The 12,261-nt window shown below is 68.6% G+C and carries 12 protein-coding genes; 8 read left to right on the forward strand and 4 right to left on the reverse strand.

Features of this window, described 5'->3' with window-relative positions; genetic code table 11:
- The first annotated feature begins 49 nt into the window (after positions 1-49).
- Entirely contained in the window at positions 50-832 is a 783-nt protein-coding gene (locus ACFYWJ_RS02910) for a crotonase/enoyl-CoA hydratase family protein (protein WP_355270850.1), read from the forward strand.
- A 53-nt stretch (positions 833-885) separates the two neighbouring features.
- Here ACFYWJ_RS02910 and ACFYWJ_RS02915 read toward each other — a convergent pair whose 3' ends face one another.
- Positions 886-1,302, reverse strand: coding sequence for a VOC family protein (locus ACFYWJ_RS02915; RefSeq protein ID WP_355270848.1), 417 nt, complete (start codon positions 1,300-1,302; stop codon positions 886-888).
- A gap of 151 nt (positions 1,303-1,453) precedes the next feature.
- On the opposite strand from ACFYWJ_RS02915, the gene ACFYWJ_RS02920 reads away from it, so the two are divergent.
- The gene (locus tag ACFYWJ_RS02920) at positions 1,454-2,452 is read left to right on the forward strand and encodes a sigma-70 family RNA polymerase sigma factor (protein WP_355270846.1); all 999 of its coding nucleotides are present in this window, start codon (positions 1,454-1,456) and stop codon (positions 2,450-2,452) included.
- Between the two features lie 13 nt (positions 2,453-2,465).
- Here ACFYWJ_RS02920 and ACFYWJ_RS02925 read toward each other — a convergent pair whose 3' ends face one another.
- A complete protein-coding gene (locus tag ACFYWJ_RS02925) occupies positions 2,466-4,001 on the reverse strand; it encodes an acyl-CoA synthetase (RefSeq protein WP_355270844.1) in 1,536 nt (511 codons plus the stop codon).
- 22 nt (positions 4,002-4,023) lie between these two features.
- Positions 4,024-5,061, reverse strand: coding sequence for an LLM class F420-dependent oxidoreductase (locus ACFYWJ_RS02930; RefSeq protein WP_355270843.1), 1,038 nt, complete (start codon positions 5,059-5,061; stop codon positions 4,024-4,026).
- Between the two features lie 61 nt (positions 5,062-5,122).
- Here ACFYWJ_RS02930 and ACFYWJ_RS02935 point away from each other — a divergent pair, with 61 nt between their 5' ends.
- Genes ACFYWJ_RS02935 through ACFYWJ_RS02955 form a run of 5 tightly spaced genes read left to right on the forward strand, consistent with a single transcriptional unit; the run spans position 5,123 to position 9,601 of the window.
- Positions 5,123-6,094, forward strand: a complete 972-nt coding sequence (locus ACFYWJ_RS02935; protein ID WP_355270842.1) for an OB-fold domain-containing protein — start codon at positions 5,123-5,125, stop codon at positions 6,092-6,094.
- A gap of 9 nt (positions 6,095-6,103) precedes the next feature.
- Positions 6,104-7,129, forward strand: coding sequence for a thiolase domain-containing protein (locus tag ACFYWJ_RS02940; protein WP_355270840.1), 1,026 nt, complete (start codon positions 6,104-6,106; stop codon positions 7,127-7,129).
- Positions 7,126-8,295, forward strand: coding sequence for a thiolase domain-containing protein (locus tag ACFYWJ_RS02945; RefSeq protein ID WP_355270839.1), 1,170 nt, complete (start codon positions 7,126-7,128; stop codon positions 8,293-8,295). Before ACFYWJ_RS02940 ends, ACFYWJ_RS02945 begins: the two co-directional genes overlap by 4 nt.
- Complete coding sequence (locus tag ACFYWJ_RS02950; protein ID WP_355270838.1) at positions 8,292-9,182, forward strand: TIGR03619 family F420-dependent LLM class oxidoreductase; 891 nt, start codon at positions 8,292-8,294, stop codon at positions 9,180-9,182. The genes ACFYWJ_RS02945 and ACFYWJ_RS02950 overlap by 4 nt, the downstream gene beginning before the upstream one ends.
- On the forward strand, positions 9,179-9,601 hold the full coding sequence (locus tag ACFYWJ_RS02955; protein ID WP_355270836.1) for a nuclear transport factor 2 family protein: 423 nt from the start codon (positions 9,179-9,181) through the stop codon (positions 9,599-9,601). The genes ACFYWJ_RS02950 and ACFYWJ_RS02955 overlap by 4 nt, the downstream gene beginning before the upstream one ends.
- A gap of 60 nt (positions 9,602-9,661) precedes the next feature.
- On the opposite strand, the gene ACFYWJ_RS02960 is transcribed toward ACFYWJ_RS02955, so the two are convergent.
- Complete coding sequence (locus tag ACFYWJ_RS02960; protein WP_355270834.1) at positions 9,662-10,960, reverse strand: cytochrome P450; 1,299 nt, start codon at positions 10,958-10,960, stop codon at positions 9,662-9,664.
- Positions 10,961-11,092: 132 nt separating this feature from the next.
- Between ACFYWJ_RS02960 and ACFYWJ_RS02965 the strand changes: the two genes are divergently transcribed.
- Positions 11,093-12,256 (forward strand): steroid 3-ketoacyl-CoA thiolase, encoded by a 1,164-nt coding sequence (locus ACFYWJ_RS02965; RefSeq protein WP_355270832.1) that lies wholly within the window; start codon positions 11,093-11,095, stop codon positions 12,254-12,256.
- Positions 12,257-12,261: the final 5 nt, after the last annotated feature.

The following is a 12,261-nucleotide window of genomic DNA, read 5'->3' on the forward strand; positions in this document are numbered from 1 at the left end:
TAGAACGTGTTACTGTTTCTGACAAGCTCGAACGTCAGGAGATATCGAAATGGCCCACTGTCTGGTCGAGAAGCGAGACCACGTCCTCATCGTCACGATGAACCGGCCGGAGGCTCGCAACGCCCTCTCGGGCGAGATGATGGCGATCATGCGCGACGCCTGGGACCAGGTGGACAGCGATCCCGATATCCGCGTCGCGATCCTCACCGGCGCGGGCGGGGCCTTCTGCGCGGGGATGGACCTGAAGGCGATGAGCTCGCAGCATCCGGGCGACACCGCCACCGAGGGCACCTGGGACCCGGCCTACCTCCCCGCGCTGCTGAAGGGGCGGCGGCTGAGCAAGCCCCTGATCGCGGCGGTCGAGGGCCCGGCCATCGCCGGTGGCACCGAGATCCTGCAGGGCACCGACCTGCGCGTGGCCGGGGAAAGCGCCAAGTTCGGCGTCTCCGAGGCCCGCTGGGGCCTGTTCCCGCTCGGCGGTTCCGCGGTGCGGCTGGCTCGGCAGATCCCCTACACCGTGGCCGCCGACCTGCTGCTGACCGGACGGCACATCACCGCCGCCGAGGCCAAGGAGATCGGCCTGATCGGCCACGTCGTCCCCGACGGGACCGCCCTCGACAAGGCCCTGGCGCTGGCGGGCCAGATCGCCGCCAACGGCCCGCTCGCCGTCCAGGCGATGCTGCGCACTCTGCGCGACACCGAGGCGATGCCGGAGAACGAGGCGTTCCCGATCGAGGCGAAGATCGGCATGGAGGTGTTCCGGTCCGCCGATGCCAAGGAAGGGCCGCGCGCCTTCGCGGAGAAGCGCAAGCCGAACTTCACCGGGCAGTAGTCACCGCGAACAGGGCGCTGGCAGCAGCCTCGCGCCCTGTTCCGCCGGGGTGCCTACGCGCCCGGGTAGTTCATGTAGAACGGCTCCCACTGGTGGCCGTCGGGGTCGATGAACGTCCGACCGTGCATCCCCACCTGGGCCTCCTGCGCCCGCTTGTCCTCGTTCTTCTCCTCGGTGGCGCCCGCGGCGACGGCGGCGTCCGTCAGCGCGTCGACCTCGGCCGCGCTGGCCAGCGACAGCGCGTAGCCGGCGGCGGCGGTGTTGATCGTGTCGGCGATCGGGCGGGTGCTGAAGGTCGAGAAGAAGGGCTTGGTCAGCAGCATCAGGCAGATGTTGTCGTCGATGACGATGCACGACGCGTTCTGATCGGTGAAATCCTCGTTGACCTTCCAGCCGAGCGCCTCGTAGAAGCTCTTCGAGCGGTCGAGGTCGGCGACGGGGAGATTGATGAAGATCATCTTGCTGCTCATGGGTGTCAGCCTTTCGGGAACGTCGTTGCGGTCTCGTTCATGTAGACGCGACGACCCCCGGGAATTCATCGCACCAGGCAAAGTTCGCAAATCTCGCCGGTCCGTTCTCGCCCCTGTCGACTGTCGGACCCCTGTGGCATCGTGAAGACCTATGAGCGACGCCACAACCGCTACCACCGGCCCCGATCCCGAAGTGCTGGCCGAATTCGAAACCCACCGGCGCGAATTGTGCGCGTACGCCTACCGCATGCTCGGCTCCTCGTTCGAAGCCGAGGACGCGGTGCAGGAGACCTTCACCCGCGCCTGGCGCTCCTACGATTCCTTCGAGGGCCGCGCGAGTCTGCGCTCGTGGCTGTACAAGATCGCCACCAATATCTGTCTGGACATGCTCGACCGGCCACAGAGCCGGGCCAGACCGATGGACCTCAACGGTCCAGGCCGCCCGGATTCCCCGCTGCCCGCACCGCAGCCCGATTACGTGTGGATCGAGCCGATCCCGAACGCGCTCGCCTTCGGCGCCGACCCGGCCGAGCACGCCTCGACCAAGGACACGCTGCGCCTGGCGTTCGTTGCGGCCTGCCAGCATCTGCCGGCGACCCAGCGCGCCATCCTGATCATGCGTGAGGTGCTGCGCTTCTCCGCGGGTGAGACCGCCGAGGCGCTGATGATGTCGCCCGCGTCGGTGAACAGCGCGCTGCAACGGGCCCGCGCCACCATGTCGAAGGTCCAGCCGACCGTCACCGACGGTTTCGACGAGACCGATCCCGAGCAGCGCAAGCTGGTCGACGATTTCGTGAAGGCGTTCGAGGCCTACGACATGGACGCGCTCACCACGCTGCTCAAAGCCGATGTGGCGCTGTCGATGCCGCCCTTCGACCTCTGGATCTCCGGGCCGGAGAACGTGGCCGCGTTCATGCTCAGCACCGGCAGCGCGTGCCGCGATTCGCGGATGGTGCCGCTGGCAGGCGCCAACGGCCTGCCCGCCTTCGGCCACTACAAGCCCAGTGGCGAGCCCGGCGTGTGGGTGCCGTGGTCGATCACCGTGCTCGAGCTCGAGGGCGACACCATCTCGGGCCTGAACTTCTTCCTCGACACCGAGAAGTTGTTCCCGCTCTTCGGGCTCGCGCCGGAGTGGCGCGAAGCCGTCTGAGCGGGAACGTCTTTCAGAGCAGGCGACGCTTGTACAGCTTGCCGTTGGGGTCACGGGGCAGCTCCGCGCGGTATTCCACCGTGCGGGGCAGCTTGTACTTGGCGAGCTGACCGGCCGCGAATTCGAGGATCTCGGCGGTGAGCGCGTCGTCGCCCGCGGCACCCTCGACCGGCTGCACGAACGCTTTGACCTGCTGACCCCAATCCGGGTCGGGCACACCGAGAACCGCCACGTCGGCCACCTTCGGGTGGCTCATCAGCACACCCTCGATCTCGGCCGGGTAGATGTTCACGCCACCGGACAGGATCAGGTCGGAGCGGCGGTCGCAGAGGAACAGGTAGCCGTCCTCGTCGAGGTAGCCGATGTCGCCGACGGTGAACAGGTCACCGACGCGCGACTCCTCGGTCTTCTCCTTGGCGTGGTGGTACTCGAAGCTGGACGCGCCCATCTTCATGTAGACCATGCCCTCTTTGCCCGCGGGCAGTTCGGAGCCGTCGGTCTCGTCGAGGATCTTGATGACCGACCACGGCCAGGCCTTGCCGACCGAGCCGGGCTTGTTCAGCCACTCGGTCCCGTTGATCACCGTGCCGCCGCCCTCGGTGGCCGCGTAGTACTCGGTGACGACCGGACCCCACCACTCGAGCATCTGCCGCTTGGTCGCCTGCGGGCACGGCGCGGCGCCGTGCACCATGCTGCGCAGCGAGGACACGTCGTAGCGGGCGCGCACGTCCTCGGGCAGGGCGAGCAGGCGATGGAACTGGGTGGGCACCATGTGGCTGTGCGTCACCTTGTGCCGCTCGATCAGCGCGAGCATGTCCTCGGCGTCCCAGCGATCCATCAGCACCAGCTTGTGGCCCATCTGGATCGAGATGGTCGAGAAGTTCAGCACGGCCGTGTGGTAGAGCGGCGAGCCGCAGATGTGCACGTGCTCGTCGTAGGGCGCGAGCTCGAACAGGGCGAAGAAGGCCTTGTTCGGCGCCGGGACCTGGTCGGGATCGGCGCCGGTCAGCGGGCGGCGAACGCCCTTGGGGCGGCCGGTCGTACCCGAGGTGTAGAGCATCGGCGCGCCGACCGAGCGCTCGTCGGGGCGGCCGGTGTCGGCGGCACCGAGCCACGACACCGGGCGGAAGCCCTCGATGGTGCCCGCCGAGAAGCGGGCGTCGGCGGGCAGGTTCGCGAGGTCGGCGGCCTCGGCGGCGGTGGCGGCGAACCGCTCACTGGCCAGGAAGGCCGCGGCCTCGCTGTCGCCGAGGATGTAGGCGATCTCCGGCGCGGTGAGGTGCCAGTTCACCGCGACGATGTACAGCCCCGCCTGGTAGGCGGCGAAGTACGCGGCGATCGCCTCCACACCGTTGTGCAGCATGCTGACGACCACGTCGCCGGTGCGCAATCCGATGCCGCGTAGTCCGTTGGCGTAGCGGTTGGCGAGGGTGGCCAATTCTCGATAGGTGATCTCCCTGCCGTCCGGGTCGACGACGGCGATCCGCTCGGGATCGGCCGCGGCGATATTCCACAGTCCGAGGACTTCCGTTGTCTGCTGGCTGCTCACCCCATCGAATTTAGAACCTGTTCTACTCGGTTACAAGAGCCTGAAGGCGACGAAGTTGTTCGGCGTCGGAAACCGAGATCAGCATCATCGTCACGCCGGCGTCCTCCCATTCCTTCAGTCGCGTGCGGACGTGCGCCTCGTCGCCGAAGATCGCGGTGTCGGTGATCAGCTCGTCGGGCACCGCGGCGGCGGCCTCGGCCTTGCGGCCCGCCTGGAACAGCGCGGAGATCTCGTCGACCTCGGCGCTGTACCCCATCCGCTTGTAGACCTGCGCGTGGAAGTTCAGCTCCGGCGCGCCCATGCCGCCGATGTAGAGCGAGGTCACCCAGCGCATGCGCTCGATCTCGGCGGCCGGGTCGTCGGTGAGGACCACCTGCGCGCTGGCGGCGATCTCGAAATCGGCCCTGCTGCGCCGGGCGCCGGGCCGCGCGAAGCCCTCGTCGAGCCACTCGTTGTACATGCCTGCCAGGCGCGGGGCGTAGTAGATCGCGAGCCAGCCGTCGGCGATCTCGGCGGTCTGGGCGACGTTCTTCGGACCCTCCGCACCCAGCCAGATCGGCAGGTCGGCGCGCAGCGGATGCACGATCGGCTTGAGCGGCTTGCCCATGCCGGTGGCGCCTGGACCGGCGTAGGGCAGGCCGTAGTACTTGCTGTCCGAGGTCACCGGGGCCTCGCGGGCCAGCACCTGGCGCACGATGTCGACATACTCGCGGGTGCGGCGCAGCGGCTGCGCGAACGGCTGCCCGTACCAGCCCTCCACCACCTGCGGCCCGGAGACGCCGAGGCCGAGAATGGCCCGGCCGCCGCTGAGGTGATCGAGGGTGAGCGCGTGCATCGCCGCCGCGGCGGGCGTGCGGGCCGAGAGCTGCGCGACCGAGGTGCCGAGGCGGACCCGCTCGGTCGACGAACCCCACCAGGCCAGCGGCGTGAAGGCGTCCGAGCCCCACGACTCGGCCGCGAACACCGCGTCGAAGCCCGCTTCCTCGGCCGCGATCACCAGCTCGCCTGCGTTGGCGGGCGGCTGCGCACCCCAGTAACCGAGTTGCAGTCCGAATTTCATGACCGACGCCCTTTCCGGCGAATCCTTGCCAGCAGAATAAGAACCTGTTCTACTCGATATCGTGACCCAGGGGAATACCGCAGTGGAAGTATTGAGTGCACCCCTTCGGGTGCAGTTCGACTACACCAGGTCCGTCGGACCCATCATCGGCGCCTTCCTGACCGGACTGCGCGACCGCCGGATACTCGGCGTGCGCGGCAGCGACGGCCGGGTATTGGTGCCGGCGCAGGAATACGACCCGATCACCTCGGCCCCGCTGGCCGAGCTGGTCGAGGTCGCGCCGACCGGCACGGTGCAGTCGTGGACGTGGGTGGCCGAACCGCTGCAAGGACAGCCGTTCGACCGCCCGTTCGCATGGGCGTTGATCCAGCTCGACGGTGCCGACACGGCACTGCTGCACGCGCTGGACGTGACCGAACCCGCGCAAGTGCACACCGGAATGCGGGTGCGTGTCCGGTGGGCCGACGCGCCGACCGGCAGCATCACCGATATCGCCTGCTTCGAGCCGGGCGAGACCGTCGAGCAGGCGGCACCCGCCGGCGACCCCGCCGAGCCGGTGACCGTGCTGACCACCCCCGTCGATCTGAGCTACAAGCACACCGCGTCCCCTCAGGAGAGCGTCTACCTGCGCGGTCTGGCCGAAGGCAAACTGATCGGCGGCCGGTCCGAGGCCGGTGGCAAGGTGTACTTCCCGCCGCGCGGGGCCAACCCGACCGACGGTACGCCCACCGACGATCTGGTGGAACTGCCCGACCGGGGCACGGTGACCACCTTCTGCATCGTCAACGTGCCGTTCCTCGGCCAGCGCATCAAGCCGCCGTATGTGGCCGCCTACGTGCTGCTCGACGGCGCCGACATCCCGTTCCTGCACCTGGTTCTCGGCTGCGATGCCGCGGAGGTGCGGATGGGCATGCGGGTCGAGGCGGTGTGGAAACCCCGCGAGGAATGGGGCCACGCGCTGGCCAATATCGATCACTTCCGGCCGTCCGGCGAGCCAGATGCCCCGTACGAGTCCTACCAGCACCACCTCTGAGAGGCGACGTTGAGTACACCAGAAATCGCGGTGGTGGGATTCGCCCACGCACCGCACGTGCCGGAGACCTTCGGCACCACCAACGGCGTCGAGATGCTCGTGCCGTGCTTCCAGCAGCTCTACGCCGATCTCGGCATCACCAAGTCCGATATCGGCTTCTGGTGCTCCGGGTCGTCGGACTTCCTGGCCGGCCGCGCCTTCTCGTTCATCTCCGCGGTCGACGCGATCGGTGCCGTGCCGCCGATCAACGAGTCGCACGTCGAGATGGACGCGGCCTGGGCGCTGTACGAGGCATGGGTGAAGCTGCTGTCCGGCCAGGCCGAGACCGCGCTCGTCTACGGCTTCGGCAAGTCCTCGGCCGCGGCGTCCATCCAGCAGGTGCTGACCATGCAGCTCGATCCGTACCTGGTCGGGCCGCTGTGGCCGGACGCCGTGTCGATCGCGGGCCTGCAGGCCAGGGCCGGGCTGGACGCGGGCCGCTGGACCGAGCAGGAGATGGCCGCCGTCGCCGGCGGTGACATCGACGCGCTGCTGGCCGCACCGTATGTCGCCGATCCGCTGCGCGCCCACGACATCGCGCCGGTGACCGACGGTGCCGCCGCGATCGTGCTCGCGGTCGGCGATCGGGCCCGCGAACTGTGCGAGCGCCCGGCGTGGATCACCGGAATCGCGCACAACATCGATGCCCAGGCGCTCGGCGGACGCGACCTCACCCGCGCGCCGTCGGCGACCGCGGCGGCCGCAGCGGCCACCCGGGGCGACACCACCGGCTTCGACCTGGCCGAGCTGCACGCGCCGTTCAGTCATCAGCAGCTGATCCTGGCCGAGGCCATCGGCCTGCCCGCCGGGACCACGATCAACCCGTCCGGCGGCGCACTCGCCGCCAACCCGATGTTCGCGGCCGGTCTGGAGCGGATCGGCAATGCCGCCACCGCCATCATCTCCGGCGGCGCGAACCGGACCCTCGCTCATGCGACCAGCGGCCCCGCGCTGCAGCAGAACCTGGTCGCCGTTCTGGAATCGGAGGCACGATGAGCTTCCCCGCGGCGGTGCTCGGCACCGGCCAAACTCATCACGTGACGAAGCGCGCGGACGTGTCCATGGCGGGCATGTGCCGTGAGGCGATCGATCGCGCGCTCGACGACGCGGGCCTGACCATCGACGACATCGACGCCGTCGTCGTCGGCAAGGCGCCCGATTACTTCGAGGGCGTCATGATGCCGGAGCTGTATCTCGCCGAGGCCCTCGGTGCCGTCGGCAAGCCGCTGCTGCGCGTGCACACCGCCGGTTCGGTCGGCGGCTCCACCGGTGTCGTCGCCGCCAACCTGGTGCAGGCCGGCGTGCACGGCAAGGTGCTCGCGATCGCGTGGGAGAAGCAGTCGGAGTCGAACGCCATGTGGGCGTTGTCGATTCCGGTGCCGTTCACCATGCCGGTCGGCGCGGGCGCGGGCGGCTACTTCGCCCCGCACGTGCGCTCCTACATCCGCCGCTCCAACGCCCCGGCGCACATCGGCGCGATGGTCGCGGTGAAGGACCGGCGCAACGGCGCCAAGAACCCGCTCGCCCATCTGCACCAGCCCGACATCACCATGGAATCGGTGCTGGCCTCGCAGATGCTGTGGGACCCGATCCGGTTCGACGAGACCTGCCCGTCCTCCGACGGCGCCTGCGCCCTGGTGATCGGCAATGCCGAGGCCGCCGCGGTGGTCGAGGCCCAGGGCAAGAAGGTCGCCTGGGTGCACGGCACCGCGATGCGCACCGAGCCGACCACCTTCGCGGGCCGCGACCAGGTGAATCCGCAGGCGGGCCGGGACGCGGCCGCCGCGCTGTGGAAGTCGGCCGGGATCACCGACCCGCTCGAGGAGATCGACGTCGCCGAGATCTACGTGCCGTTCTCCTGGTTCGAGCCGATGTGGCTGGAGAACCTGGGCTTCGCCGCGGAGGGCGACGGCTGGAAGCTCACCGACAAGGGCGAGACCGAGATCGGCGGCCGGATTCCGGTGAACCCGTCCGGCGGCGTGCTCTCCTCCAACCCGATCGGCGCCTCCGGCCTGATCCGCTTCGCCGAAGCGGCCAAGCAGGTCATGGGCCGCGCGGGCGACTACCAGGTCGAGAACGCCCGCAAGGCGATGGGCCACGCGTACGGCGGTGGCTCCCAGTACTTCTCGATGTGGGTCGTGGGAAGCGAGCGACCGGAATGAAGTTCACCCTCGGTGTCGCACTGAGCCCGCTCGACCAGCTCACCGAGCTGGCCAAGACGGCCGAAGAATGCGGATTCGCCTCGATCGGCCTGCCCGACTCGCTGTTCTACATGAAGTCCCAGGCGGCCGACTACCCGTACACCCCGGACGGCAGCCGGTTCTGGGGTCCGGAGACGCCGTGGGTCGACCCGTTGATCGCCGCGGCCTCGATGGCCGCGGTGACCACGACGCTGCGGTTCTACACCAACGTCCTCAAGCTCGGCTCGCGCAATCCGCTGCTGCTGGCCCGTCAGGTCGGCTCGATCGCCAACATGTCGGGCAACCGCTTCGGCTTCGGCATCGGGATCGGCTGGGCCCCCGAGGAATTCGAGTGGTGCGGGGTTCCCTACGCCCGTCGCGGCGCCCGGGTCGACGAGATGATCGAGATCATCCGGCTGGTGCTCGACGGCGGCATGGTCGAGTACCACGGCGAGTTCTTCGACTTCGACGAGCTGCAGATCAGCCCGGCGCCGAGCGAGCGGGTGCCGTTCTATGTCGGCGGGCACACCGGCCCGGCACTGCGCCGGGCCGCCAAGATCGGTGACGGCTGGACCTCGGCGATGATGAAGTTCGACGACCTGGTCACCACCATCGCCAGCCTGCGCGAGCTGCGCGCGGAGTACGACCGGTCCGACGTGCCGTTCGAGATCCAGGCCGTGTGCATCGACAAGTTCGGCCGCGACGGCTACCAGGATCTGGCCGACGCCGGCGTCACCGACACCATCGTGGTGCCGTGGCTGTCCGACGGCATCGGCTTCGACGGCGAGCTGGCCGCCAAGCAGGACTCGCTGCGCAAGTTCGCCGCGAAGTACATCGCCGACCCCATCATCGGGAAGGACGAGTCATGACCGAGACAACGGTGGACCGCTCGGCGCGCGCGGCGGGCCTGGCCTCCCAGGCCGCAGTGCGGGCCAGGGACCGGGCGGCCTGGGTCGCCCTGTTCGCGACCGACGGGATCGTCGAAGATCCGGTCGGCCCTTCGGGTTTCGACCCCGAGGGCGTCGGCCATCGCGGTCACGAGGCGATCGGCGCGTTCTGGGACAAGGCCATCGCGCTGACCGAGTCGATCGAGTTCCTCTTCGAGGACTCCTTCGCCTGCGGCAACGAGATCGCCTTCACCGGCAGGATCCGCACCACCATGGCGGGTCACGTGATCGATGCCGAGGGCGTGTTCACCTACAAGGTCGACGCCGAGGGCAAGATCGCCGCCCTGCGCGCGTTCTGGGAGGTGGACCGCGCCATGGCCACCACCCGCAAGGTGTCCTGAACCGCACCGACGAGAACAGCCCCGGACCTTTCGGTCCGGGGCTGTTTCGTTTCCGGGATATCAGTGCGCTACCGGGCACCCGGAGGTCTTGTAGTCGACCGGCAGTTCCTTGATGCCGTTGAGCCAGCCCGAGCGCAGGCGCTTGGGGTCGGCGACCTTGGTGATGTCGGGCAGGTGGTCGGCGATCGCGTTGAAGATCAGGTCGACCTCGAGCCGGGCCAGGTTCGCGCCGACGCAGAAGTGCGCGCCGGTGCCGCCGAAGGCCAGGTGCTGGTTGTCGGCCCGCATGATGTCGAACTTCTCCGGGTTCTCGAAGACGTCCTCGTCGAAGTTGGCCGACCGGTACAGCATCACCAGACGCTGACCCTTCTTGATCTGCACGCCGCCGAGCTCGGTGTCCTCGAGCGCGGTGCGCTGGAAGGAGGTGACCGGGGTCGCCCAGCGGATGATCTCGTCCACCGCGGTGGACGGGCGCTCCTTCTTGAAGAGCTCCCACTGGTCGGGGTTCTCCATGAAGGCGACCATGCCGTGGCTGATGGCGTTGCGCGTGGTCTCGTTACCGGCGACCGCGAGCAGGATGACGAAGAAGCCGAACTCCTCCGGGGTGAGCGCCTCGCCGTCGACGTCGGCCTCGATCAGCGTGGTGACCAGGTCGTCGGTCGGGTTGGCCTTGCGCGCCTCGGCCATCTGGTACGAGTAGCCCAGCAGTTCCATCGACGCGGCGACCGGATCGATGTCGACATTGTCGGGATCGTCGTAGCCGGTCATGTCGTTGGACCACTCGAAGACCTTCATCCGGTCTTCCTGCGGCACGCCGATCAGCTCGGCGATCGCCTGCAGCGGCAACTCACAGGCGACCTGGGTGACGAAGTCGCCCGAGCCCGCCTCGGCGGCGGCCTTGACGATCTTCTCGGCCCGGTCCGACAGCTCGGCGCGCAGGCCGTTGACCGCGCGCGGGGTGAAGCCCTTGGCGATCAGCTTGCGGAGCTTGGTGTGCTCCGGCGCGTCCTTGTTGAGGATGACGAATCGCTGCAGCTCGATCTGCTCGCGCTGGATGTCGTCGTTGAAGCGCGGGATCGCGGTGTTCTCGTAGGTGGAGAACACATCGCTGCGTCGCGACACTTCCTTCACGTCGGCGTGCTTGCTCACCACCCAGAAGCCGTCGTCATGGAAACCGCCGACGTCGGGCGACTGCGCATTCCACCAGATGGGGGCGGCCCGCCGCAGCTCGGCGAACTCCTCCACCGGGACACGCTCGGCGTAGATATCGGGGTCGGTGACGTCGAACCCGTCCGGCAGGTTCGGCCGGGTACCCGTCGCGTGACCGGGGCCGGCGTGTTCGGTGCGCGGATCTACCACCAGATGTCTCCTTCGACAAACTGAAACACGTTCTACAATCATTCAAGCACAGGGGTTGCCGTGACGGAAGAACCACGCGGTTTTACCCTGGGCACAGGAACAGAACTTGTTGCAGTTACGAGGGAGAATCAGATGGGCACACCCGTCATCGTCGAGGCCGTGCGTACTCCGATCGGTAAGCGCCGCGGACAGCTTTCGGGACTGCACGCGGCCGAACTGCTCGGCCTGGCCCAGCGCGGGCTGCTCGATCGGGCCGGCATCGATCCGGCCGAGGTCGAGCAGGTGATCGGCGGCTGCGTCACCCAGGCGGGCGAGCAGTCCAACAACGTCACCCGGGTGGCGTGGTTGCACGCGGGCCTGCCCTGGCAGACCGGCGCCACCACCATCGACGCCCAGTGCGGCTCGGCCCAGCAGGCCAACCACCTCATCGCCGGCCTCATCGCGACCGGCGCGATCGACGTCGGCATGGCGTGTGGCGTGGAGGCCATGAGCCGGGTGCCGCTGGGCGCGAACGTCGGCACCGAGGCGGGCCCGCGCCGGCCCGCGTCGTGGTCGATCGACCTGCCCGACCAGTTCGGCGCCGCCGAGCGAATCGCCCGCAGGCGCGGCATCACCCGCGCCGATATCGACGGATTCGGTTTGCGCTCACAGCAATTGGCCGCGCAGGCGTGGGCCGAGGGGCGCTTCGACCGCGAGGTGCTCCCGGTCTCGGCACCGGTGCTCGACAGCGAGGGCAACGCCACCGGCGAGAAGTTCGAGATGACCAGGGACCAGGGCCTGCGGGCCACCACGCTCGAGGGCCTGGCCGCGCTCAAGCCGGTCGTCGCCGACGGCATCCACACCGCGGGCACCTCCTCGCAGATCTCCGACGGCTCCGCCGCCGTGCTGCTGATGGACGAAACCGTCGCGCGCGACAAGGGTTTGCGCCCGCGGGCCCGCATCCGCACCCAGGTGCTCGTCGGCGCGGAGCCGGAGTTCCACCTCGACGGCCCGGTGCAGGCGTGCACCCGGCTGCTCGAGCGCTCCGGAATGAAGATTTCGGATATCGACCTTTTCGAGATCAATGAAGCATTCGCCTCGGTCGCACTTTCGTGGGCTTCTGTACATCAGCCGGACATGGACCGGGTAAATGTCAACGGCGGTGCGATCGCAATCGGGCATCCGGTCGGCTCCACCGGCTCGCGGCTCATCACGACGGCTTTGCACGAGCTGGAGCGAACGGGCAAGGGCACGGCCATGGTGCTCATGTGCGCAGGCGGCGCACTCGCCACCGGAACGATCATCGAACGCCTGTAGACTGA

It is taken from the genome of Nocardia sp. NPDC003269 (assembly GCF_042888005.1).
Classification (GTDB): domain Bacteria; phylum Actinomycetota; class Actinomycetes; order Mycobacteriales; family Mycobacteriaceae; genus Nocardia.